The sequence below is a fragment of the Clostridioides sp. ES-W-0016-02 genome (genome assembly GCF_020641035.1).
Classification (GTDB): domain Bacteria; phylum Bacillota; class Clostridia; order Peptostreptococcales; family Peptostreptococcaceae; genus Clostridioides.
The window spans coordinates 3616616-3642871 of record NZ_CP061361.1 but is presented as its reverse complement, the minus strand read 5'-3'; the positions used below and the strand labels follow the sequence as shown (position 1 = coordinate 3642871).

Here is a 26256-nt window from a genome sequence, read left to right as displayed (position 1 = left end):
ACTAAATATAGAAGGGAGACCCAACATGTCTCAAAATGAAAGCCCTAAAATAGCTCCAGTAGATGAAAGGTTACCTGTATCCAAATCCTGGGTATTTTCACTACAGCACGTTTTAGCAATGTGTGCAGGAGCGGTAGCAGTTCCTATGATGATAGGAAGTGCTGCACGACTAGATCATGCTAGTATTGTTTTTTTAATAAATGCTTGCTTGTTTATGGCAGGTATAGGAACACTCATACAAAGTGTTGGTATAGGAAATATTGTAGGCGCTAAAATACCAGTAATTGAAGGAACTAGTTTTGCCGCTGTGGCAGGTATGACAGCAATAGCCTCATCATATAGTGATTCTCAAGTTGCAATACAGACAGTATTTGGCTCTGTAATAGTAGCTGGACTATTTTGTATATTACTTGCTCCAGTATTTGAAAAACTAATAAGATTCTTCCCTAGTGTAGTTACTGGAACAGTTGTTATGGTAATAGGTATTTCACTATTCCCAGTTGGGATAAAGTGGATAACTGACAACAAATTGGAAGCGGTTGAACCAAACTCATTAGCATTAGCTTTAGCAGTATTGGCGATAACTTTACTTTCATTTAAGTTCTTAAAAGGAATTTGGAATAGTACAGCGATATTGGTAGGTATAGTACTTGGTACATTACTTTCTATGGCAGTTGGAATGGCTGATTTTAGTGCAGTAAGTGGAGTTGGTTGGCTTAACTTAAATGTACCTTTAAAATTTGGAATGCCTAGATTTGAACCATCTGCAATATTATCATTATGCTTAATTATGTTAGTACTTATGACAGAATCAGTTGGTAATATGATAGCTATTCACGAAATGGTAGACAAAGAGGTAACTGGTAAAAATATTAAAAGAGGTCTATTTGGAGATGGAATATCTACAGCTTTATCTGGAATATTCAATTCATTTCCAATAACTCCATTTGGTCAAAATACAGGAATTGTTGGACTTACAGGTATAAAATCAAGATTTATTGCAGTTTATGCAGGGGTAATATTGCTAGTACTTGGTTTCTTACCAAAGTTTGCAGCAATAATAGGAGCAATACCTAAGCCTGTTCTTGGTGGAGTAGGATTTGCAATGTTTGGAATGGTAATGGTTGGAGGAGTAAAAACTCTAAGTAAAGTAAAATTTGATGGAACTAAAAATGGAGTGATAGTAGCAGTTAGTGTTGGGTTATCTATGATACCACTGACAAATCCTGATTTCTATCATAATTTTCCAACTTGGGTGCAAACGATATTCCACAGTGGAATAACAACAGGAAGTTTATCAGCAGTACTTTTGAATATCTTCTTCAATGAATTAGGTTCAAAAAAGGAAAAAACTTCTAAGACTGAAGAAGCAAAATAAGAAGAAATAAATGAAAAGCAACATAGACAAAAGAGTATCTAAGCTAAATATTAAAAAATATATTTAATTAAGGGAGAGATAATAATATGGCTAATTTAAAAGTTAATTTATATGGAATGGAATTCTTAAATCCAGTTATGACAGCGGCAGGTCCTGGAGCAAAAGATGGTGATCTCTGTCAAGAGGCAGCAAAAGGTGGAGCAGGAGCTATATGTACAAAAACTATATCTGTGTTACCAGCAGATGTACCAAGACCATGTATGGCAAAAACTAACAGTGGTTTCTTAAATACAGAATTATGGTCAGAGCTTCCAAAAGAACAATGGATAGAAGAAGAATACAAAAAAGTAAAAGCAGCAGGTCTTCCAGTAATAGTAAGTATGGGATATTCAGCAGAACAAATAGCTGAGGTTGCACCTTTAGTAAAACCTTACGCAGATGCAGTTGAATTATCAACTCATTATGTAGGCACAGATGTTGCTCCAATAGTAAATGCTTTAAAAGCTGCAAAAGCTGTTTTAGATGTACCAGTATTTATGAAAATGAGTCCTCATACTGATATTCAAACTATTGCAAAAGCTGTTGAAGAAGCAGGAGCAGATGGACTTGTAATGATAAACTCATTTGGACCATGTATGGCAATAGATGTAAACACAGGATACCCTATAATGGGAAGTAAAGCAGGATATGGATGGTTATCAGGAGCTCCTATAAGACCATTAGCAATAAGATGTATATATGAAGCTTCTCAAGTTGTAAATATACCAATTATAGGTGTTGGTGGAATAACTTGTGGAAAAGATGTAGCTGAAATGATGATGGCAGGAGCAAGTGCTGTTCAAGTATGTACAGAAGCAATCCTTAAAGGGCCTTCTATATATGGAAAAATTGCTAAAGAATTAAATGATTTCTTAGATGAAAATGGATATGCTGATGTTAATGAAATCAAAGGATTAACTCATAAGAAAATGGCAGCTAGAGGATTTAGAACTCATGCAGTGGCTCCAGTTGTAGATGATAATAAGTGTATCAAATGTAAACAATGTGTAACAAGCTGTGTATATGAAGCTTTAGAAGTGACAGATAAATTAAATATAGATGTGGATAAGTGCTTTGGTTGTGGATTATGTGTAACTAGATGTCCAAAAGGTGCTTTAAGTATTTGCTACAATCAAGTAGAAGCTGTTAATGAATAATAATTATATAGAATTTTAGTAATTAACTTAGAGTAATAAATATATTAAGATAATAAAATATATTAGATAAGCAAGTTTATACATTAATAATACAACGTGAAGTTAATAATCTTATGACGTTGATTTAACTAAACATTAGTTTAATTAAATATCATTTTAATTAAATATTAATTTAATTAAATAATGGTTTAATCTAAATATAAATTTACTGTGTATAAGTGCTCTAATCAAATTACTTTAAGTTAATTTCTTCAGATAAAATAAATTGATACGTTATAAGTAAGGTGGAGTCTATATGGGAATTGTTTTAAAAGGTGGGAAAGTAGTAACAAGTGAAAAAACTTACTGTGCAGATGTAAGAATAGAAAATGAGAAAATAGTTGATATAGGTGTTGATATATCAAAAGAAAATGATGAAGTAGTTGATGTTAGTGATTCTTATATTATACCAGGAGGTATAGATACACACACTCACTTTGATTTAGATACAGGAACTACTAAGACAGCAGATAATTTTGAAACAGGAACAAAAGCTGCAATAGCTGGAGGTACTACTACTATCTTAGATTTTGCTACACAATCTAGAGGTTGTTCTTTAAAAGAAGGATTAGATGAATGGCATGAAAAAGCTAGAGATAAATCTTATTCAGACTATGGTTTTCACATGGCTATAACAGATTGGAATGCTTCAGTTTGTAATGAAATGGAAGACATGGTGAAAGAGGGAGTATCTTCATTTAAATTGTATATGGCATATAAAGGAAGCCTTCAAGTTGATGATGGTGTCATCTTTGAAGCTTTGAGAAAAGCAGAAGAGGTAGGAGGGATTATTGGATTCCATTGTGAAAATGGGGATATAATATGTGAACTTGTGGATAAAGCAAAAGCAGAAAATAATCTATCTCCAAAATATCATCAATTAACTAGACCAGCTATATTAGAAGCAGAAGCAACTTCAAGACTGATGAAGATAGCAGAAGTGGCAAATTCTAAGGTGTACGTTGTTCACCTAAGTTGTAAAGAATCTTTGGAAGAAGTTCTAAAAGCTAAACAAAGAGGAGTAGATGTGATAGTTGAAACTTGTCCTCAATACCTTCTATTAAGTGATGAATTATATGATTTAGAAGGATTTGAAAGTGCTAAATATGTAATGTCACCACCTTTAAGGGATAAAGAAAATAATGAAATTTTATGGAATGCTATTTTAAATAATCAAATAGATACTATAGGTACAGACCACTGTTCTTTTAATTATAGGGGGCAAAAGGAACTTGGAATAAACGATTTCAGTAAAATTCCTAATGGTTCGCCAGGGGTGGAACATAGGATGAGTCTTTTATACACATATGGAGTCTGTAAAAATAAAATATCTATCAACAAGATGGTAGAAGTAACATCGACTAATGCCGCCAAATTATTTGGAATGTATCCTGAAAAAGGAACTATAGAAATAGGTAGTGATGCAGATATATTAGTTTTAAATCCAAATAAAAAATATAAAATAGAAGCAAAAAAACAATTACAAAATGTAGATTATACGCCTTATGAAGGTTATGAAGTAAATTGTCAAATAGAACATGTTTATTTAAGAGGAAAAGAAGTTGTTAGAGAGGGAGAATTAATTTGTAATACTCCAAGTGGGAGATATATAAAAAGGCGTCTAACAGAGGGGGCTAGAGAATGGTAGAATTTATATTAAATGGAGAGAAAGTTGTTGCAAAAGAAGGCAAAAAACTTTTAGACTTCCTTAGAGAAGATATGAATATAACTTCAGTTAAAAATGGATGTTCAGAAGGTGCTTGCGGAACTTGTATGGTCATAATAGATGGTAAAGCAACTAAAGCATGTGTATTTAAAACTGATAAATTAGCTGGGAAAAATATAACAACTATAGAAGGATTATCAGAAAGAGAAAGAGATGTTTTTGCATATTCTTTTGCCAGCCAAGGAGCTGTTCAATGTGGATTTTGCATCCCAGGTATGGTAATTAGTTCAAAAGCGCTTATAGACGTTAATAATAATCCTACTGAAGATGACATAAAAAAAGCTTTAAAAGGTAATATATGTAGATGTACAGGTTATGTAAAAATAATTAAAGCTGTGAGTTTGGCAGCAAAGATATTTAGAGAAGATATAGATGTGCCAAAAGTAAACTGCAAAGGTCTAGTTGGTGAAAGTCTTCATAGAGTTGATGCAGTAGGCAAAACACTTGGATACTCTGAATATGTAGATGATATAAGATTAGAAGGTATGATTTATGGTTCAGCAGTTAGAGCCAAATATCCAAGAGCATTAGTTAAAAAGATAGATATAGAAGAAGCAAAAGCTTACCCAGGAGTTGTTGCAGTTCTTACAGCTAAAGATATTCCAGGAACTATAAAAGTAGGTCACTTAAAGAAAGATTGGGATACTTTAATTCCAGAAGGTGAAATAACTAGATACTTAGGAGATGGAATAGTTTTAGTAGCAGCAGAAACTAGAGAAGCATTAGAAGAAGCGAAAAAACTAGTTAAGATAGATTATGAAGAATTGACACCTTTAAGTACTACAGCAGAGGCTCTTAAAGAAGATGCTCCAAATATACATGAAACAGGTAATGTACTTGTTAAGGAACATTTAGTAAGAGGAAATGCTGAAGAAAAAATAAGGAACTCAAAATACGTTGTAACTAAAAAATACACTACACCTGCAACAGAACATGCATTTTTAGAACCTGAATGTGCAGTAGCAGGTCCTTATGAAGAAGATGGAGTAATAATTTACTCAACAGACCAAGGTGTGTTTGCTACTCAACATGAATGTGCAGATATGTTAGGATTACCACATGAAAAAGTAAGAGTGATAAATAAGATGGTAGGAGGCGGATTTGGTGGAAAAGAAGATATGAGTGTTCAACACCATGCAGCCTTACTTGCATACCACACAAAGAGATTTGTAAAAGTACAGCTTACTAGAAAAGAAAGTATAATTGTTCATCCAAAAAGACATGCTACAGAAATGGAATTTACAACAGCATGTGATGAAAATGGATATCTAACAGGTATGAAAGCAACTATAATATCTGATACAGGTGCTTATGCATCTCTTGGAGGACCAGTATTGCAAAGATTATGTACTCATGCAGCAGGACCATACAATTATCAGGATATTGATATAACTGGAACAGCAGTATATACTAATAATCCTCCTGGAGGAGCATTTAGAGGTTTTGGAGTTACACAAAGCTGTTTTGCTACAGAATGTAATCTAAATTTACTTGCTGAAATGGCTGGAATATCACCTTGGGAAATAAGATATAAAAATGCAATAAGACCTGGTCAAGTTTTACCAAATGGTCAATTTGCAGATGAAGGAACAGCAATGGCAGAAACATTAGAAGCTGTAAAAGAAGAGTATGAAAAACACCCACGTGCAGGTATAGCTTGTGCAATGAAAAATAGTGGTGTAGGAGTTGGGATACCTGATGTGGGAAGATGTAGACTGGTAATAAAAGATGGTAAAGTTCATATAAGAACAAGTGCCTCTTGTATAGGTCAAGGTCTTGGTACGGTTATGACTCAAGTAGTTTGTGAAACTGCAAATTTACTACCTGAAAACATAGTGCATGAAGTTCCAGATACTCACTTGACACCAGATTCTGGTAATACTACAGCTTCAAGACAGACAGTATTTACAGGGGAGGCTACTAAGGTTGCAGCAATTAAATTAAAAGAAGCTTTAGCAACTGGAAAAGCATTATCTGATTTAGAGGGAGAAGAATTTTACGGAGAATATGCAAGTGTTACAGACAAAATGGGTTCTGATAAAGAAAATCCAGTAAGCCATGTAGCTTATGGATATGCAACACAAGTTGTAATGCTAGATGAAAATGGAAAATTAGAAAAAGTAGTAGCAGCACATGATGTAGGAAGAGCTATAAACCCAATCAGTTTAGAGGGGCAAATAGAAGGTGGAGTTGTTATGGGTCTTGGATATGCCTTAACAGAGGATTACCCAGTAGTCAACTCTGTACCTACAGCTAAATTTGGTACATTAGGCTTATTTAAATCTACAGATATACCAGAAATACAAGCCGTAATAGTTGAAAAAAACAAAGATTTATTGGCATATGGTGCAAAAGGAGTAGGAGAGATTTGTACAGTTCCCACTGCACCAGCAGTGCAAAATGCCTATTATGTATTTGATAAAGAGTTTAGAACTGAACTACCACTTCAAAATACGCCATATAGTAAAAAAAAATAACAAAAAAATAAATATTAAATAAAAAAAATCAATTAAATTGTAAATAAAAAAAACCCTTTTGCATAAGGTATATTTTAAATGATAGAATATACATATACAGGAGGGTTTTTCTTTTATAAAATAAGTTTAATAAAATTGAGAGGTGAGCAAAATGAATTTTAATAATAGTCTAGAGTTAACTCAGTCTCAGAAGCTAATCATGACTACACAACTTAAGCAATCATTATCAATATTAAATATGAGTAAGTTGGAGTTAGAAGAAGAGATTAAAAGGGAAGCAGAGAATAACCCATTAGTCGAAGTTGAGAAAAGTGGGGAGATAAATTGGGAAGAATATATAAAAGATATGGAAAAATCAAGACGTTTAGATAGAACAGAAATAAGTTATAACCCTGACAATGAAGTTAATCTAGAAAATTTAGTTAAATATTCGTCAAATTTATATGAGGATTTGAAGTTTCAGATAAGCTTATATAAGCTAACAGATAAACAAATGGAAGTCTGTGAGTATATAATTGATAGCTTAGATGAGGACGGATATTTGAGAACTGAGGAAAAAGTAATTGTTGATACTTTAAAGATAGATGAAGAACTTTTTGAAAAATGCTTGATTAGTGTTCAGCAGTTGGAACCTAGTGGAGTAGGTGCAAGAAGTCTTTCAGAATGTCTGATGATTCAAATGGCAAGCTTAGGAATATATAATGAAATTTTAGAGGAAATCGTTACAAAAGACTTAAATTTAATTGCAAATAATAAATATAAAGAGATAAGCAAGAAGTACAATATGTCACTACAAAAATGCGTTGAACTAATAAATATAATTAAAACATTAGACCCTAAGCCAGGAAGAACCTGTTCAGTAGAAAAAAGTGTATATATACAACCAGATGTAACAGTTGAAAAAATTGATGATGAATTTATTGTGTATTTAAATGAAAAAGACTCCTATCAAATAAAAATAAACAGTTATTATAAAGACATACTAAAAAATTCACAGTCTGACGAAAGTGCAAAAGAATTTATAAAAGAAAGACTAAATTCGGCAACAGGGCTTATGAAAAATATAGAAAGTAGAAAGACTACAGTACTTAAAATTGCAGAAGAAATAGTAAAAGCTCAAGATGAGTTTTTGAGAAAAGGAACAAAATATATAAAGCCCTTAAAAATGAAAGACATAGCAGAAAAATTAGATTTTCATGAATCTACTATAAGTAGAGGTGTAAATGGGAAATATATGCTGACACCTTTTGGAGTATATGAATTTAGGTACTTTTTCAGTAGTGCTATTGAAACTGAAAATCATGAAATGGCATCTAGTACAAGCATAAAAAAAATTATAAAGGAAACAATAAAAGACGAAAATAAAAAGAAACCTTTAAGTGATGACCATATATCTAAGCTATTAAAAGAAAAAGGAATCAATGTTGCAAGAAGAACAGTTGCCAAGTATCGTGAAGAATTAGGAATTTTGTCTTCAAGTAAGAGAAAAGAATATTAGTGAAAAGAGAAAGAAGTATCAGTAAAATGAGGGGAAATGCTAATTAAAATACAAATGAGCATTATACAAATGAATTTAAGTATTGGAAAGAAAAGTATTAGAAAGAAAATTAAATATTAGGAAAAATCAGGAATTAGAACGATAACTAGAGTCAAAAAAATACAGAGATAAATAAACTGTTATTGTTAATTTTAAGAGCATAAAAATAAAAACATAAAGTATAAAAACAAAGACATATAGAATCTAGCAGAGTAGAACATACAAGATTGAGTCAAAAATATTAGAATAAAAACCAAAAAATATATGGAAAAAATATTATATAAAAAATAAAAAATACTGTACTTTGAAAATGGTGGAGAAATTGCTATAAAACAAAAAAATAAAAAAGTTTTTGAAAAACTATTGAAATCTATACGCAAATCCTATAAAATAAAATTATCTTGTGGGACTTAAATAAACACTAGGGACAAAAAAAGTCCCTAAAGGAAAGCAATAAGGAGTATGTTATGAAGAACTTATTAGAAATTCAAAAGAAACTAATTCCACAGGCAATTGAACTTATGGAAAGAAGATACTCTATTTTAAGACAAATATCTTTAAGTGAACCAATAGGTAGAAGAACTTTATCAAATGTATTAGAAATTAGTGAAAGAATAATTAGGTCAGAAACAGAGTTTTTAAAAGAACAAGGACTTATAGATGTTGCTGTATCTGGAATGACTATCACTAAAGAAGGTTCTGATTTATTAGATAAACTTAAAGACATCATGAGTGACATCATGGGATTGTCTAAGTTACAAGATAGGGTCAGAGAAAAGCTTGGAATAAAAAAGGTAATACTAGTTCCTGGAAGCTGTGATGAAAATGGAAGCTTATTAAAAGATGTAACTAGATATGGATGCGAGTATTTCTTAGGTATTTTAAAAGATGGAGATATAGTTTCAATAACAGGGGGAAGCACTATGTTAGAGTTTTCAAATGTTATTAAAACTGATAAGAGATATCCAAACTCTACAATAGTGCCAGCTAGAGGAAGTATGGGAACTGATGTAGAGATGCAGTCTAATAGTATAGTTGCTTCAGTAAGTAAGAAATTACACTCTAATTGCAAACTTTTACATATACCAGATGAATTGGACGAGAGTGCAATGAAAACTCTTAGCCAAGTGCCAGAGATTAAGACAACTTTGGAGTATATTAAAAGAACAGACATTTTAGTTTTCAGCATAGGTAGAGCAGATGTCATGGCAAAGAGAAGAAAACTTCCAGAAGATAAAGTTAACGAGATATTATCTAAAAATGCAGTTGGAGAAGCATTTGGATATTATTTCAACAAAGATGGAGAAATAGTTTATAAATTAAATACTGTTGGAATTGATTTAGAGACAGTTAAAGAAGTAAAAGAAACTATTGCAATCTTTGCAGGAACAGAAAAAGTAGAAGCCTTATTAGCCATATCAAATATGCATAAAAACATGGTTCTTGTAACAGATGAAGAAAGTGCTTATAAGATATTGTCATTATTATAAAAGTCGAAAACTAGCACAGAGCTAGACAACATACATTTACTTTATAGGAGGTAGCGAAAATGGTTAAAGTAGCTATAAATGGATTTGGAAGAATAGGAAGATTAGCATTAAGAAAAATGATGGAGCAACAAGATAAGTTTGAAGTTGTTGCAATAAACGACTTAACAGATGCTAAAATGTTAGCTCATTTATTTAAATATGATACAGCTCAAGGAAGATTTAACGGTGAAATAGAAGTTAAAGAAGGTGCTTTTATAGTAAACGGAAAAGAAATAAAAGTAACAGCAGAAAGAAATCCTGCTGACCTACCATGGGCTGAATTAGGAGTAGATATAGTATTAGAATGTACAGGATTCTTTACTTCTAAAGATAAAGCAGAAGCTCATATACAAGCAGGAGCTAAAAAAGTTGTTATATCTGCACCAGCAACTGGAGATTTAAAAACAATAGTATTCAACACAAACAGTGACATATTAGATGGTTCTGAAACAGTTATATCAGGAGCTTCTTGTACAACTAACTGTTTAGCTCCAATGGCTAAAGTATTAAATGATAAATATGGTATAGAAAAAGGATTAATGACTACTATACATGCATATACTAATGACCAAAATACTTTAGATGGTCCTCATCCAAAAGGTGATTTAAGAAGAGCTAGAGCTGCTGCTGGAAACATAGTTCCAAACACTACAGGAGCTGCAAAAGCAATCGGTTTAGTAATACCTGCATTAAAAGGAAAATTAGATGGAGCAGCACAAAGAGTACCAGTTGTAACTGGTTCAATAACTGAATTAGTTTGTACATTAGGAAAAAATGTTACAGTTGAAGAAATAAATGCAGCTATGAAAGAAGCTTCAAACGAATCTTTCGGATACACTGAAGAAATGTTAGTATCTTCTGATATAATCGGAATAAGCTACGGTTCATTATTTGACGCTACTCAAACAAAAGTTATGGAAGTAGATGGAAAACAATTAGTTAAAGTTGTTTCTTGGTATGATAATGAAATGTCTTATACTTCTCAATTAATAAGAACTTTAGGATACTTTGCACAATTAGCAAAATAGTCAGCTTTTAGAAAATAGAAAAGTAGATTGACAAAGTCCGAGTTTGTAGTTTAACACTACGGACTCTGGACTTTTTTTAAGAAAAAATATATAAAATACACCTAAATAATGTTACATACTATATATAAAAATATGATAATATGATATATTTAATAGGGTAAAAGTATGTACTATATTATACTTGGCAATAAAAAATTACTTTATTAAAAGGAGAGATATTTATGTCAATGCTAAACAAAAAAACTATAGAAGATATTGATGTGTGCGGGAAAAAAGTATTAGTGAGATGTGACTTTAATGTACCATTACAAGATGGTGTAATTACTGATGAAAATAGATTAAACGGAGCTTTACCAACGATTCAATATTTAATTTCTAAAGGAGCAAAAGTTATATTATGTTCTCATTTAGGAAAACCAAAGGGAGAAGCTAAACCAGAATTATCTTTAGCACCAGTTGCAAAGAGATTATCTGAAATGTTAGGTAAAGAAGTTGTATTTGCAGCAGATGATAATGTTGTAGGAGAAAATGCAAAAAAAGCTACTGAAAAAATGGAAAACGGAGATGTAGTGTTATTAGAAAATACTAGATATAGAAAAGAAGAAACTAAAAATGAAGAAAACTACTCTAAAGAATTAGCTTCACTTGCTGAAATATTTGTAAATGATGCATTTGGAACTGCTCATAGAGCGCATTGTTCAACAGTTGGAGCAGGAGAATTTTTACAAGAGAGAGTTTGCGGATACTTAATTCAAAAAGAATTAAAATTCTTAGGAGAAGCTGTTGCCAATCCTGTAAGACCATTTACAGCTATACTTGGGGGAGCTAAAGTTTCTGATAAATTAGCTGTTATAAATGAACTATTAGAAAAAGTTGATAATCTAATAATAGGTGGAGGAATGGCTTATACATTCTTAAAAGCTCAAGGTTATGAAGTAGGAACATCTTTACTTGAAATAGATAAAGTAGAATATGCAAAAGAAATGATGGAAAAATCTAAGGCAAAAGGCGTTAACTTATTATTGCCAGTAGATGTTGTTATGGCAGACCACTTTGCACCAGATGCAACTCCAATAGTAACAGAAGATGCTAATGTAAAAGAAGATTATATGGGACTAGATATGGGACCTAAGACTATAGCAAACTTTGTAAAAGCCATAAAAGAATCAAAAACTGTAGTATGGAACGGACCAATGGGAGTATTTGAATTTGAAAACTTTGCAAATGGAACACTATCAGTAGCTAAAGCCATGGCAGAATTAACTGATGCAACTACTGTAATTGGTGGTGGTGATAGTGCAGCAGCAGTTAATCAATTAGGATTTGGTGATAAGATGACTCACGTATCAACAGGTGGAGGAGCATCACTAGAATTTTTAGAAGGTAAAGAATTACCAGGTATTGCAGCATTAGATAATAAATAAACTACTATATAGAGGAGATTGTAAAATGAGAAAACCTATAATTGCAGGAAATTGGAAAATGCATAAAACAATAAAAGAAGCTTTAGAATTTGTAAATGAAGTTAAAGGAAAAGTTAATGCTGATAAGGCAGAAGCTGTTATATGTGCACCATTTACTTTATTGAAGGATTTAAAAGAAGCTACTAAGGGTACAAATATAAAGATAGGTGCTCAAAACATGCACTTTGAAGAAAAAGGAGCATTTACAGGAGAAGTTTCACCTCTTATGTTAAAAGAAATAGATATGGACTATGTTATAATAGGACATTCAGAAAGAAGACAGTATTTCAATGAAACTGATGAAACTGTAAACAAAAAAGTTTTAAAAGCTTTAGAAGTAGAAATAGACCCAATACTATGTGTTGGTGAAACTTTAGAGCAAAGAGAAGCTGGAAAAACTAAAGATGTTTGTAAAGTTCAAGTTGAAAAAGCTTTAGAAAATGTTCTTAAAGATGATTTAGCAAAAGTAGTTGTTGCATATGAGCCAATCTGGGCTATTGGAACTGGTAAAACTGCAACTGCTGAAGATGCTAATGATGTTATATCTTATATAAGAGAAGTTATAAAAGGATTATATGGAGAATTAGCTAATGAAGTTAGAATACAATACGGTGGAAGTGTTAAACCTTCAAATGTAGCTGAAATAATGGGTCAAAGTGATATAGATGGAGCTTTAGTAGGTGGAGCTAGTTTAGCTGCTAATGACTATTTAGACCTTGTTAATTTCTAAGGAGTGAAATGATGAAAAAACCAGTTGCTTTAATTATTATGGACGGATTTGGATATAATAAGGAAGTTAAGGGAAATGCAATTGCTGAGTCCAAAACTCCTAATTTAGACAGAATAATGAAAGAATATCCAAACACATTAATAAATGCTAGTGGTCTTGATGTTGGTCTACCTGATGGTCAAATGGGAAATTCAGAAGTTGGCCATACTAATATAGGTGCAGGTAGAATTGTATATCAAGATTTAACTAGAATAACAAAATCTATAAAAGATGGTGATTTTTTTAATAATAAAGTTTTATGTGAAGCTATGGACAATGCAAAAGAACATTCTCTTCATGTAATGGGTCTTTTGTCTGATGGTGGAGTACATTCACATATAGACCATCTTAAAGCTATAATCAAAATGGCAAAAGATAAAGGTGTAGAAAAAGTATATGTTCATGCATTTACTGATGGTAGAGATACGGACCCTCAAAGCGCATTGGAATATGCTAAGGAAGTACAAGCTAGTATGAATGAAATTGGAGTAGGTGAATTTGCTACAGTTTCTGGTAGATACTATGCAATGGATAGAGATAAGAGATGGGAAAGAGTAGAGCTTGCATACAATGCCATGGCTAGAGGTATTGGCGAAAAAGCAACTTCTATTGAAGAAGCTATTCAAAACTCTTATGATAATGGAAAAAATGATGAATTTATAATGCCAACAGTTATTGTTAAAGATGATAAAGCAGTTGGAAGTATAAAAGAAAATGATTCAATTATATTCTTCAATTTCAGACCAGATAGAGCAAGACAAATAACAAGAGCTTTAGTAAGTGAAGAGTTTGATGGATTTAAAAGAGAAGAAATTAAAAACTTCTTTGTATGTTTAACAGAGTACGATATAACTATAAAAGAAGTGCATATAGCATTTGGACCACAATCTTTAACTAATACTCTGGGTGAATATCTTGCGAAAAATGGAAAAACTCAATTAAGAGCTGCTGAAACTGAAAAATATGCGCATGTTACTTTCTTCTTCAATGGTGGAGTAGAAGAGCCAAACAAAGGTGAAGAGAGATTATTAATACCTTCTCCAAAGGTTGCAACTTACGACTTACAACCAGAGATGTCTGCATATGAATTAACAGACAAAGCTTTAGAAAAACTAGGAGAAGATAAGTTTGACTTTATAGTTTTAAACTTTGCAAACCCTGACATGGTAGGTCATACAGGAAATATTGAAGCAGCTATAAAGGCTGTTGAGACTGTAGATACTTGTGTAGGAAAATTAGTAGATAAAATAATAGAGCTAGGTGGAAGCGCAATAATAACTGCTGACCACGGAAATGCTGAATACATGTTAGACCCACAAACAGGAAAGACTGTAACAGCCCACTCTATTAATCCAGTACCATTTGTGGTTGTTGGACAAGAATTTGAAGGTGCAAAATTATTAGACGCAGGAAGATTATCTGATATAGCGCCAACTGTTTTAGATATGATGAAGTTAGAAAAACCAGAAGAAATGACTGGTCATTCACTTATTTCAAAATAGTTAAGCTTAATAAGTATTATCTATTAATCTAGTGCCATTTGAAATTTTTGCTAAAGAATTTGAATATGCAAAATTAGGTGCTAGAAATTGAATTAATAAGTTTATAAATTGAATTGATAAGTAGAATAGTAACTTACAATAAAGTAAACTTAAAAGTATTTCAGTCTAAGTGAATTTTATAAAGTTTAAGTAAAATGATGTAAAAAATAATAATTAATATATATTATAAAATCAAAAATTATTAGAATCATTAGTTGTAAATTTTGTGTTTCATGTTTTAAGTTTATCTGTATATTTATGTATTGAAGATTGATTTTGGCTAATAGATAAGTTAAAAATTATAAAAAATAAAATAAAAATAGAAACTTTTACAAATTTACCCATCAAATAAATTTGTATCTAATTTTCAAAAATAACTTTCTGTACTATAATATAATAAGTAGATTAAAACTAGTAGACGGATGTTTACAGTAAATGAAAATTTAACTAATAGAAAAATCGAAGGGAGATATACAAATGTCAGTTATTGAATTAGTATATGCTAGAGAAGTATTAGACTCAAGAGGAAATCCAACTGTAGAAGTTGAAGTAGTATTAGAAGATGGAGCAATGGGAAGAGCAATAGTTCCATCAGGTGCATCTACAGGAGCTTTTGAAGCTGTTGAATTAAGAGATGGAGACAAAGGAAGATACTTAGGAAAAGGTGTAGAAACAGCTGTTGCTAACGTAAATGAAATAATAGCACCAGAAATCGAAGGAATGGATGCATTTGACCAACCAGCTATAGATGCAATGATGATAGAATTAGATGGAACTCCAAACAAAGGTAAATTAGGAGCTAATGCTATATTAGGTGTTTCAATGGCAGTAGCTAGAGCAGCTGCTGATGAAATAGGTTTACCATTATTCCAATACTTAGGTGGAGTAAATGCTAAGCAATTACCTGTTCCAATGATGAACATATTAAATGGTGGAGAACATGCTGATAATAACGTTGATGTTCAAGAGTTCATGATATTACCAGTAGGAGCTTGTTGCTTTAAAGAAGGTTTAAGAATGGGAGCAGAAGTATTCCATTCATTAAAGAAAGTTTTAGGAGAAAAAGGATTAGCTTGTGGTGTAGGTGACGAAGGTGGATTCGCTCCAAACTTAGGTTCAAACAGAGAAGCTTTAGAATTAATAGTTGAAGCTATAACAAAAGCTGGATATAAGCCAGGAGAAGATGTTATGTTAGGACTTGATGTTGCTGCTACAGAAATGTACAATAAAGAAACTAAAAAATACGTTTTAGCTGGAGAAGGAAAAGAATTAACTGCTGCTGAAATGGTTGCTTTATATGAAGATTGGTCAAACAACTTCCCAATAATAACTATAGAAGATGGTTTAGATGAAGAAGATTGGGATGGATGGAAATTATTAACTGAAAAATTAGGAAACAAATTACAATTAGTTGGAGATGACTTATTTGTTACTAATACAGAAAGATTAGAAAAAGGAATTGAAAATGGAGTAGCTAACTCTATATTAGTTAAAGTTAACCAAATAGGTACAATAACTGAAACTCTAGATGCAATAGAAATGGCTAAGAGAGCAGGGTACACTGCTGTTATATCTCATAGATCAGGAGAAACTGAAGATTCTACTATAGCAGATTTAGCTGTTGCAGTAAATGCTGGACAAATAAAAACTGGTGCTCCATCAAGAACTGATAGAGTTGCTAAATACAACCAATTATTAAGAATAGAAGAAATGGTTGGAGAGCAAGCTAGATACTGTGGATTAAAATCTTTCTATAACTTAAAAAAATAGTTTTTAAGGATTAAAAAGATAGTATAAAAGATTTTAAGTTTATCTTATAAGAGATAAATGGGATAAGTGTTAATTGATTTTTCAAAGCACTTATCCCTTTTTATATGTAAGCCATTTTTATTAGGAAAATAAATAAAAGCTTTGAAATAATTGCTATAATTAAAAACTATAGATATATTTTGATGGCTTTTGATATCAGTTTTGTTTGTGATTTATAACATAATAGTCTTGAAATGACTATATTATTGTGATACACTAAAGAGTAATGAAATTTAAGTAATAGAAAGATAGGAGGGGCAAGAATGGGCAACATTTTAATGGGTGTGCAAGTAGTACTAGGGATTTTACTAGTAATTAGCATAATGCCTCAAGATTCTAAGAATGCTTTACCTTCAGAGTTTGGTGGAGAAGGAAGTCAAGCTTACTTTAAACCAAAAGGAAAACAAGCATTTCTTGCTAGAGTTACAAAGATAACAGCAGTATTATTTTTTATAAATGCATTGGCACTACTTATAGTTAAGAAGTAGTGGTATTGTTGAATAACTGGCCATTATTTAATTAGTGCATTTTGGTTACATTTAAAAATTAAATTTAGTTTTTAATAAAAGTACGTCAACATAAAAAAGTACGTAAAGTAAAAGCTGGACTAATGATTTTATATTATTGGTCCAGTTTTTATTTTATGAATTGAGTCAGATATTTATAAAATAAATTTTTGATATATCTATTTTTGTTATATAGTTTTTAATATCTAGCTTTTGATATATCTAATTTTTAATCATTCTAGTATGCACAATCAACTTGATAATTTGCAAAATAGATACCATACTAAGCATCATTATTAAAAAAAAGTAGGAACTGTTAGTATATTGTGTATTTGTTAATATAAACTTTAATAAAAGAGTGTTGATTATTATTGTTAAAAGACCCATTAATTTACCAAATAAATTATAGTTCTTTTTTAAAATAGTGTTTTGAATTAGCAGTATAATTGCAATTATAGTAAAAACGATAAGAATAGCTATTAGAGCTATTTTAAGTGATTCAATAGGATAATCTCTTTCAAAGTTTCTGTTAGTGTATGTTACCCACCTATGCATTCCCATTCTTGTATTTGCATATTTTTCAAAAACCTTACATCCTATTAGAAAAGCAATTTGAAATAGTATTGTAATACTATAGAGTGTTTTCTTCATTAGTATTTCTCCTTATTATATTAAATTATAGACAAACTAAAAATATTATATTGATTTATATTATAATGTTTACTACTAAAATATTATAATATAAATCAATATAATTTAATAGTAAGACATAAATAGAATGTTATATAGAAATTTTGTATAAAGAGTAAGATGAAGTATAGATATTTTGTATAGCCAATATTATGTATAAGCTGTAGAATTATTGAATAGAAAAAAGCTATATGATATACTTTTTAGATGAAAACTAGATAAGATGGAGGGAAAAACGTGAAAAAAAGGTTATTAAGTTTAATATTATGTATAGCTATGATTGCGACTTTATTAGTTGGGTGTTCAAACAACAATTCAAATGAAGCAAGTAATAAAGATGCTAATGCGGAAAAGGTTACAGCTGACCCAGTTGATACAACAAAAGTATTTGTATCACCTAAGTGGGTAAAAAGTGTTATTGATGGAAATCAACCAGAGTCTAAAAATTATGTTATTGCAGAAGGCTCATGGGGAGCAACTGAACAAAATGAAGGCTACTTGAAACAGCATATACCAGGAGCTATTCATATTGATACAGACTCTTTAGAATATGATAATGATGAAGGAGTAAAAGACTTTGATAACTACAATATCAAACCAGCAGATGTAGTTGAAAAAGTATTACTTAGCAATGGTATTACATCAGATACAACTGTTATACTATATGGTTCTGATTCAGGAGTAGATAGAATAGCATTCATTTGTCTTTGGGCTGGTGTTAAAAATGTTAAAGTTATGGATGGGAGTATTGAAGCATGGAAAAATGCAAAATATGATGTAGAAAAAGGAGCAGTAGAGCCAAAATCTCAAAAAGAGTTTGGTGTAAAAGTTCCAGCTCATCCAGAATATGTAATGGATATAAAAGATGTAGAAAATAAATTAAAAAATGACCCTAACTTTAGACTAGTAAGTATAAGAAGCTTAGAAGAGTTCTCTGGAAAAACAAGTGGTTACAATTATATTGATAAAGCTGGAGAGCCAAAGGGTGCTGTATGGGGGCGTGCAGGTACTGATGCAAGCAGTATGCAAGATTATATGAATGAAGATGGAAGCTATGTAGATTTTGATAAAGTATTAGGTTATTTTAAAGATATTGATGTGACAAAAGATACAAATACAACATTTTATTGTGGAACTGGATGGAGAGCAACTATTCCTTGGTTAATGTGCTATGAAAATGGATGGAAAAACATCACTTTATTTGATGGTGGATGGTGGCAATGGCAAACACAACCTAATCTGCCAGTACAAGTAGGAAATCCTAAAGAGGGGGATGTTAAGTATACAACTGTAGGTGAATTATCAACTGATAAAGCTAAAAAATAATATAAAAAAAGAGGATATGCCAATATAATTTTTATAAGTAATAAGCTATATCCTATTTTTTAAAAAACTTGAAATTTTATGAGTTTCAGTAAAGAATACAAGTTTCAATAGAGAATATGAATTTCAATATAAAAGGTGAACTATATTTATTATAGGCCACCTTTTATATATTTTTTTGAGTTATGAGTAGTACTTATTTTCTGTATATATTTATTACAATATCAATATATATTTACTATGCTATCAATATGTGTTTCTTACAATACAAGTATATATTTCTTATTATACCAAATTATACTATAGGATATTACTAAATAAGATTATTCTGTTTTAAGATAAATATTATTATAAATACTGTGATTATGGAAAATGCAGAGGTAAATACTACAATTTGTCCAGCAAGTTCACTATCAGAATTCATCTGTTGGGCCATTGTAAATGAAGAAATAGCAGTTGGAGCAGATAACATTATCATAAGTGAAGCTAATTCTACATTTCTAAATCCAAGAAAAATGCTAATTGGTAAAAATATAGCAGGTATAAGAATAAGTTTTCCGCACACTCCCAGTATAATTGGTCTTATATGTCCTTTTATAGCAGAAAAGCTGAAAGACCCACCTAGAATTATAAGTGATAGGGGAGTAGCAATTTTGGAAATATCACCAATGGTTTTATGTAAAAACTCAGGGATTTTAATATTTAAAATAAGCATTATCAATCCTATTACAGAAGCTATTATGAGAGGATTTGTTAAAACACCTTTAATCATGTGCTTTATATTTATTTTACCACCTCTAAAAATCTCAAGTATTATGACTGATAATACATTGAACATAGGAACAATAACTGCAATTAATAAAGATGTAACCCCAATATTTTTATCACCAAATAGTGAGATTGTTACAGGTATACCAAATATAACAAAATTACTGCGAAAGATACCTTGTATTAATGCACCTCTTGTTTTATTATCTTTTTCAATCTTAGGTATAATAAAAACTAAGAGTAAAAAGATTGAAAAAATACTTATAATAGCTACAGCCATAAGTTTGAGGTTAAGAGAACCATTTAAATCCGTATTGTATATATTAAAAAATAATAGTAATGGCAGGAAAGATTTGAAACAAACATTATTCATTTTATTTAAAGTATGTTCATCAAATAAACTTAATTTTTTCAGAACATACCCAAGTGACATTGTGAGAAACAAAGGAAGAACTACATTTATAGATAGAATTAAATTTTCCAAAGTTTATTCTCCATAACTTGACAATTCGATTAAATTTCCATCAGGGTCTCTTAAGTAAATAGACTTCATTTCACCAAAGGCTCCTGTGCGTTCTACAATTCCTTGCTTAATTTTAATACCATTTTGTTCTAAGTTTGTTTTTGTCATGTCAATATTAGTATTTATCTCAAAACACAAATCAGCACTACCTGTTTGTACGTTTTTGCTGTGAGGTGAAAGTTCATGACCTTTTAAATGGACATTTATTTTGAAATCTCCAGAGTAAAGTTCATATCTTTCATTTGCCATCTTTAATGTAAAACCAAGCTTTTTATAAAAATTTATGCAGTTTTCTATATTATTAGTAGTAATGACCACATGGTCTATTTTTTTTATCATAATAACTCCTCGAAATTTTATATAGATTTATTAAATGTGTTTATATCTTCTTTTAATAAGGCATAAAATAATAATTAGTTAAATATAAGAAATAACCTGAAATTAATTGATTTAATAGTTAAATAAAATATAAAAAATAATTCGAATCCATTGAATCAACAATTAATTAAAATAGAAAAATAATTTAATAGCAATTAAGCTAATCATTAATTAAGTGTAACAAATTAATGATTAGCTATAGTAAATCTAATTAATTAGAATAACTCCCTTTAAGTGTAAATATATCTAAAATATGCCCATCCATGGCTTCAAAAAACTCATTCATATAAAATCCCTTTTCAAGATTAAGAGTAGTATCAAGGGCAAACACATGTATTTCATAAACATGTGGTCTATCTGGAGGAGCCATACCACCATAAACACTAGCTTCTAATCTACCAATATCACCTAATTTACTATGCCAACTAGTAGTCCCTTGAATAAAATCAGTAGCTGTTATGCTTTCATTTTCCTTTAATTCATCTTTTGTTATATTTGCAGCTAGCCAATGTATCCATGCAAATCCACATACAGGAACTGAATCTTTGTCCTCTAAAAATACAGCAAAGGACACTGTATGTTCTGGAGCATCTTCAAATTTTAGAGGTAATGAATATGTAGGCATACCACCTTTATTAAATTGATTTCCTCTTTTTCCATATTTATCTTCTATAACACCGTTTACTATACCTGTACTAGTTACTTTCATAATAATTTGCCTCCTAAATATATAATAAATTAATAAAAATTTTCTGTAAGTTTATTATATACCAGTTGTAAATAATGGTAAATTACTTACTTTACCATTCTCTAGCATGAAATTAATTCCTATATCTTGCATTATAGCCAAAGCATCTAACATCTGCTTTCCACGAATAGGTGTAAGTGAATATTCAACTTTAAGTGGATATCCTTCATAGGTTTTTTTATCAACCATCCCAAATTCAATCAATTCTTTAAGTTGTTCAAGCAACATTTTTTGGTTGATTCCATTAATCTCTTTTTCTAGTTTTGATAGAGAAGTTGGACCTATACGTAATCTCCATAATATAATAGACTTCCATTTACCTTTTATCATATCATGTGTTAGTTCTAATGGACATGTATATTTTTCACGAAGCTTCAAGTATAGTCACCTCCAATTTATTTTGCCAAAATACGTTTTGAAGCAAGTTTATATACAAGTTCAACTTTTTTATTTGAAACATCCCATGAGTTTAATTCGTTTTTTACTAAATCTGGATGTTTTTTACTTATGTCTCTGAGAGCATTTCCAACAGATTTTCTTAAGTATTCACTGTCCTCATCTTTTAAACTAGAAAGCAATGATATAGCTACAGTGGGGTTGGTCTTAAAATAGTCTCGGATAGTCCAAACTCTAAGCCCTTCTGTTACAGCTCTCTTTATATTTGGGTTGTCAGAACTTAACCACTCTTTTATCACAGGAAGTGATTTATCATATCCAACTTCACTACAATAATAATCAAATGATTTAGCTAATATTTCTTGTACTCTCCAGTTTTCATCTTTACTCACATTGTTTTTTAAAAATAATAAGGCTTCAGAAATATGTATTGATATAAAGCCTAATATAAACACTGCTAATTCTCTTACTTGATAGTATTCTGATCTATATAAGTAAATTGATAGATAATAACACTTCTTTGAGTCATTATTTTTTACAATTTTTTTAGCAATATTTTCGATTTCTTTAAAACCATTTTCTATGGTAATAATTTTTGCAATTACTTCTTCCAAGTTTATCTCCTCCAATAAGTAGATTAGTTTAAATTTAATATATTATTTATAATAAAAAAATTTATTTAATTTATATAAAATAAAGACTTGTCAAAAAACGTTTGCAAGCCTTTAATATTAGAATAAATAAAAAACAATAAAAAATCAACCTAATTTAACATATAAATTTACTTTTATTATAAGTTTTATATTATAAAAAGTTATATTTAAAAAATTAATTGAGTTATATAAATTTAACTTAATTTGAGTATACTAATAGAATAAATTATTATATATTAATACTTAGATGGAATGAATATTTTACCAATTCTATATGATGGTGTATAATTAGGTGATAAAGTAGCTGTAATAATGATATTTTAAGTAAATTACAATTGTGCTTATGATAACTTAAACTATTATTAGAGAATTATCATAACTTTTTTAAAGATTTATTAAGATAATTTCAATTAAATATAAAAAACATATAATAATTGATTTAACTTGAAACAATAATAAAAGAATATAAAAAACGGTGTGTGAAGATATATGAAAGGTAATATAGAAGATATACAAAGGGTAATATAATAGAAAACTAAAAAAATAATATAACAAGAAAGTAAAATAGGAGGAAAAAATGATACCAGGACTTAAAGAGAGTTTGTTAGGATTAATAAACGAAAGTGCATATAATCCTCTAAAAAAGGAAGAATTAGCAGAAATTTTTGATATACATTCATCAGAAATGCCAATGTTCTATAATTTTTTAGAAGAATTAGAGGAAGATGGATATATATGTTTTACTAAGAAAAATAAAATAGTATCATCAAATCAAATGGGATATTTTGTTGGTAAATTTACATCACATAAAAAAGGCTTTGGATTTGTAGAATCTGATGTTGAATACACACAAGATTTATTTATCTCAAGTGACAATATAAATGGAGCTATGCATAATGATAGAGTTATGGCAGAGATAGTTGTACCTGCAACTGAAGAAAAAAGAGCAGAAGGACGAATCGTAAAAATTATAAAGAGAGAAATAACTAAAATAGTAGGTACTTTTCAATCAAGTAAAACTTTTGGATTTGTAACACCAGACAATAAGAAATTTACTAAGGATGTATATATACCTAAAAGATATTTTAGTGGTGCAGTAGATAATGATAAGGTAGTTTGTGAAATTACAGTATGGCCACAAGAAGATAGAAAACCAGAAGGAAAGATTATAGAAATACTGGGTCAAAAAGGTGAAAGAGGAGTAGAAATAGACTCTATAATAAGAGAACATGGTCTTCCAGAAGAATTTCCTAAAAAGGTATTGCAAGAAGCAGAAGCTGTTGCTGTTGAAATTCCAGAAGAAGAGGTAAAAAGAAGAAGAGATTTAAGAGATTTAAATATATTTACTATAGATGGAGATGACGCAAAAGATTTAGATGATGCTATATCAATAGAGGTATTATCTAATGGAAACTTTAAATTAGGGGTTCATATAGCTGATGTTACACATTATGTAAGAGAAAAAAATAAATTAGATAAAGAAGCTTTAAAAAGGGCTACATCTGTATATTTAGTAGATAAAGTAATTCCAATGTTGCCAAAGACTCTTTCTAATGGAGTATGTAGTTTAAATCCATTTGAAGACAAATTAACTCTTTCTATATTTATGGAAATAGACCATAAGGGAAATGTAGTTAAGCATGAAATATGTGAATCTATAATAAATTCAAAGGCTAGAATGACTTATACAGAAGTATCCGATATATTAGAAAAAGATGATGAAAAGCTTAAAAAAACTTTTGAACATGTTGTAGATGATTTTAAAAATTCTGAAATTTTGGCTAGAATTCTTATGTCAAGAAGAGAAAAAAGAGGGGCTATAGACTTTAACTTCCCAGAAGCAAAGATAATTCTAAATGGAAATGGAGAAGTTGCAGATATAAAACCATATGAAAGAAGAATTTCTAATAAAATAATAGAAGAGTTTATGCTTATAAGTAATGAAACAATTGCTGAACATTTTTATTGGATGGGTATACCATTTGTGTATAGAATACATGAAACACCATCTTTAGAAAAAATGGAAGAATTGAGTAAATTTATATCTACATTTGGATATACAATAAAAGGTGATAAAGAAGAAGTACATCCAAAGGCATTACAAGGAATAATAGAGAAGATAAAAGGCAAAACAGAAGAGGGAGCAATCAGTACCATAATGCTTCGTTCTTTAAAACAGGCTAAGTATTCACCAGAATGTAGTGGACACTTTGGGTTAGCTGCTAAATTCTATTGTCACTTTACTTCACCAATAAGAAGATATCCTGACCTTCAAATTCATAGAATAATAAAAGAGTCTTTAAATAATAAGATAAATGGAAAGAGACAAGAGCAACTTACTACTATAGTAGATTATGCATCTGTTCAATCATCTGAAAAAGAGAGAAAAGCAGAATTGGCTGAAAGAGATGTACATGACTTCTATAAGGCTCTTTATATGAAGGATAAAGTTGGTCAAGAGTTTGAAGGTGTTGTATCTAGTGTAACTTCATTTGGAATATTTGTTGAGCTAGATAATACTATAGAAGGATTGATAAGACTTGCAAATATGAATGATGACTATTATATCTATGATGAAAGTTCTTATAGTGTGTTAGGTGAGAGAACCAAGAAGTCATATAAAATAGGTGACCTTGTTAAGATAAAAGTTGAAGGTGTAAATGTAGACTTTAAAGAAATTGACTTTGAGATAGTTGAAAAGATTGAAGAATAAACAAAATATAAAGAATAAGGTTTAATATTTGAAAATAAGAGTAAACAGGAAAAAATTAATATCTTAAAATAAGAAAATACAGAAATATTTAAAAGTAGACATGAACATTTGTAGTGTTTATGGTATGACTAAATGTAGAATATTTGATAAAAAGGAGATGTTTAGACCATATTTAGCATTTGGCAAAAAATATATATTAAAAAATAGATTTTTATAGGAAATAAGTGTATCATTTAGAACTTGAGATACACTTATTTTTTATTTTATATAATTTTGACACGACAACACATGTATTTTACTAAAAAGATAGAACTAGTTTATGCAATATTAGTGCATGTGTGTGCGTAATAAAATTCTTTGGTTCCACATCAGAAATATTACCTCATGTATACTTTGATTTTTAAGATGTAATGACATTTTTTTTAGTGAATTTTCTTGTCAATACCTTTTGTTATGAGTTAAAATTATAAAAATACTACTTAGGAGGGAAGTAATTATGGGCATGATAGGAAGTTACTTTAGAATAAGTGAAGAAAATATTTTGAAATTACAACAATCAACAGATAACTTAGAGGATTTTATGTTTGAAGATGTACAGGAAGATAGCAGTATTAATATTGATAAAGCATGGCATGCAATTCAGTTTACTCTAACTGGTTGTCCTTTTGGTGGAGATAATGCTAATATTTTTAGTAAATTAGTGTTGAGTGGAAACACATTTATGGAAATTGAAGGAGAATTTTATCCTATGTTAATTACAGCTAATGATGTAAAAAAACTATCAGAGGCAATGAACAATTTGGAAGAAGAAGAATTTAGAAAAAAATTTAGTGTCAGTGAAATGCTAGAAAATGAAATTTATCCTGTTATGGATGATGAAGATGAGGATGAATTTTTTGAATATGTATGGGCTAATTTAATTGAACTTAAAAAATTTATGCAAGTAGCTTCTAATGAGGGACAAGCTGTAATATTTTGTATAATGTAATGATTATTATAAAGCTATTTATCATAAGATTGTAAGTTTTATAAAGTTGTTTACTATAAAGTTGTAAATTTTAATAAA

The 26256-nt window shown here is 30.0% G+C and carries 21 protein-coding genes; 15 read left to right on the top strand and 6 right to left on the bottom strand.

Going from position 1 to position 26256, the window contains the following annotated elements:
- Positions 1-25 precede the first annotated feature (25 nt).
- The 12 genes from IC758_RS16910 to secG all read left to right on the top strand — a co-directional run bounded on the left by IC758_RS16910 (position 26) and on the right by secG (position 16980).
- On the top strand, positions 26-1378 hold the full coding sequence (locus IC758_RS16910; RefSeq protein ID WP_227433767.1) for a nucleobase:cation symporter-2 family protein: 1353 nt from the start codon (positions 26-28) through the stop codon (positions 1376-1378).
- Positions 1379-1464: 86 nt separating this feature from the next.
- Positions 1465-2574, top strand: coding sequence for a 4Fe-4S binding protein (locus IC758_RS16905; protein WP_227433768.1), 1110 nt, complete (start codon positions 1465-1467; stop codon positions 2572-2574).
- Positions 2575-2869: 295 nt separating this feature from the next.
- A complete protein-coding gene (gene hydA / locus IC758_RS16900; RefSeq protein ID WP_227433769.1) occupies positions 2870-4261 on the top strand; it encodes a dihydropyrimidinase in 1392 nt (463 codons plus the stop codon).
- Positions 4255-6816 carry a selenium-dependent xanthine dehydrogenase gene (gene xdh, locus IC758_RS16895; RefSeq protein ID WP_227831559.1) on the top strand — a complete coding sequence of 854 codons (2562 nt, stop codon included), beginning with the start codon at positions 4255-4257 and terminating at the stop codon, positions 6814-6816. The genes hydA and xdh overlap by 7 nt, the downstream gene beginning before the upstream one ends.
- 151 nt (positions 6817-6967) lie before the next feature.
- A complete protein-coding gene (gene rpoN, locus IC758_RS16890; protein ID WP_227433771.1) occupies positions 6968-8314 on the top strand; it encodes an RNA polymerase factor sigma-54 in 1347 nt (448 codons plus the stop codon).
- Between the two features lie 506 nt (positions 8315-8820).
- Entirely contained in the window at positions 8821-9843 is a 1023-nt protein-coding gene (locus IC758_RS16885) for a sugar-binding transcriptional regulator (protein ID WP_227433772.1), read from the top strand.
- A gap of 59 nt (positions 9844-9902) precedes the next feature.
- Positions 9903-10910: a type I glyceraldehyde-3-phosphate dehydrogenase gene (gene gap, locus IC758_RS16880; protein ID WP_227433773.1), complete on the top strand. Its 1008-nt coding sequence runs from the start codon at positions 9903-9905 to the stop codon at positions 10908-10910.
- Between the two features lie 221 nt (positions 10911-11131).
- Entirely contained in the window at positions 11132-12334 is a 1203-nt protein-coding gene (locus tag IC758_RS16875) for a phosphoglycerate kinase (protein ID WP_227860620.1), read from the top strand.
- A gap of 25 nt (positions 12335-12359) precedes the next feature.
- Complete coding sequence (gene tpiA / locus IC758_RS16870; protein ID WP_227433775.1) at positions 12360-13103, top strand: triose-phosphate isomerase; 744 nt, start codon at positions 12360-12362, stop codon at positions 13101-13103.
- A gap of 11 nt (positions 13104-13114) precedes the next feature.
- Positions 13115-14644, top strand: a complete 1530-nt coding sequence (gene gpmI, locus IC758_RS16865) for a 2,3-bisphosphoglycerate-independent phosphoglycerate mutase (protein ID WP_413926637.1) — start codon at positions 13115-13117, stop codon at positions 14642-14644.
- Positions 14645-15160: 516 nt separating this feature from the next.
- A complete protein-coding gene (eno, locus tag IC758_RS16860; protein ID WP_227433777.1) occupies positions 15161-16453 on the top strand; it encodes a phosphopyruvate hydratase in 1293 nt (430 codons plus the stop codon).
- A 302-nt stretch (positions 16454-16755) separates the two neighbouring features.
- Positions 16756-16980 (top strand): preprotein translocase subunit SecG, encoded by a 225-nt coding sequence (secG, locus tag IC758_RS16855; RefSeq protein ID WP_227433778.1) that lies wholly within the window; start codon positions 16756-16758, stop codon positions 16978-16980.
- A gap of 240 nt (positions 16981-17220) precedes the next feature.
- Here the strand turns inward: secG and IC758_RS16850 are convergent, their stop codons facing one another.
- A complete protein-coding gene (locus IC758_RS16850) occupies positions 17221-17649 on the bottom strand; it encodes a hypothetical protein (RefSeq protein ID WP_227433779.1) in 429 nt (142 codons plus the stop codon).
- Between the two features lie 276 nt (positions 17650-17925).
- On the opposite strand from IC758_RS16850, the gene IC758_RS16845 reads away from it, so the two are divergent.
- Positions 17926-19014: a sulfurtransferase gene (locus IC758_RS16845; RefSeq protein WP_227433780.1), complete on the top strand. Its 1089-nt coding sequence runs from the start codon at positions 17926-17928 to the stop codon at positions 19012-19014.
- A gap of 310 nt (positions 19015-19324) precedes the next feature.
- On the opposite strand, the gene IC758_RS16840 is transcribed toward IC758_RS16845, so the two are convergent.
- The 5 genes from IC758_RS16840 to IC758_RS16820 form a co-directional block, all read right to left on the bottom strand.
- Positions 19325-20212 carry an AEC family transporter gene (locus tag IC758_RS16840; RefSeq protein WP_413926640.1) on the bottom strand — a complete coding sequence of 296 codons (888 nt, stop codon included), beginning with the start codon at positions 20210-20212 and terminating at the stop codon, positions 19325-19327.
- 54 nt (positions 20213-20266) lie between these two features.
- A complete protein-coding gene (locus IC758_RS16835; protein WP_227433782.1) occupies positions 20267-20641 on the bottom strand; it encodes a VOC family protein in 375 nt (124 codons plus the stop codon).
- Positions 20642-20891: 250 nt separating this feature from the next.
- Complete coding sequence (locus IC758_RS16830; protein WP_227433783.1) at positions 20892-21389, bottom strand: YbhB/YbcL family Raf kinase inhibitor-like protein; 498 nt, start codon at positions 21387-21389, stop codon at positions 20892-20894.
- A gap of 54 nt (positions 21390-21443) precedes the next feature.
- A complete protein-coding gene (locus IC758_RS16825; protein WP_227433784.1) occupies positions 21444-21806 on the bottom strand; it encodes a winged helix-turn-helix transcriptional regulator in 363 nt (120 codons plus the stop codon).
- Between the two features lie 17 nt (positions 21807-21823).
- Positions 21824-22438 (bottom strand): DNA alkylation repair protein, encoded by a 615-nt coding sequence (locus IC758_RS16820; RefSeq protein ID WP_227433785.1) that lies wholly within the window; start codon positions 22436-22438, stop codon positions 21824-21826.
- A 616-nt stretch (positions 22439-23054) separates the two neighbouring features.
- Between IC758_RS16820 and rnr the strand changes: the two genes are divergently transcribed.
- Positions 23055-25190 (top strand): ribonuclease R, encoded by a 2136-nt coding sequence (gene rnr, locus IC758_RS16815; RefSeq protein WP_227433786.1) that lies wholly within the window; start codon positions 23055-23057, stop codon positions 25188-25190.
- A 496-nt stretch (positions 25191-25686) separates the two neighbouring features.
- Entirely contained in the window at positions 25687-26178 is a 492-nt protein-coding gene (locus IC758_RS16810) for a YfbM family protein (protein ID WP_227433787.1), read from the top strand.
- Positions 26179-26256 lie beyond the last annotated feature (78 nt).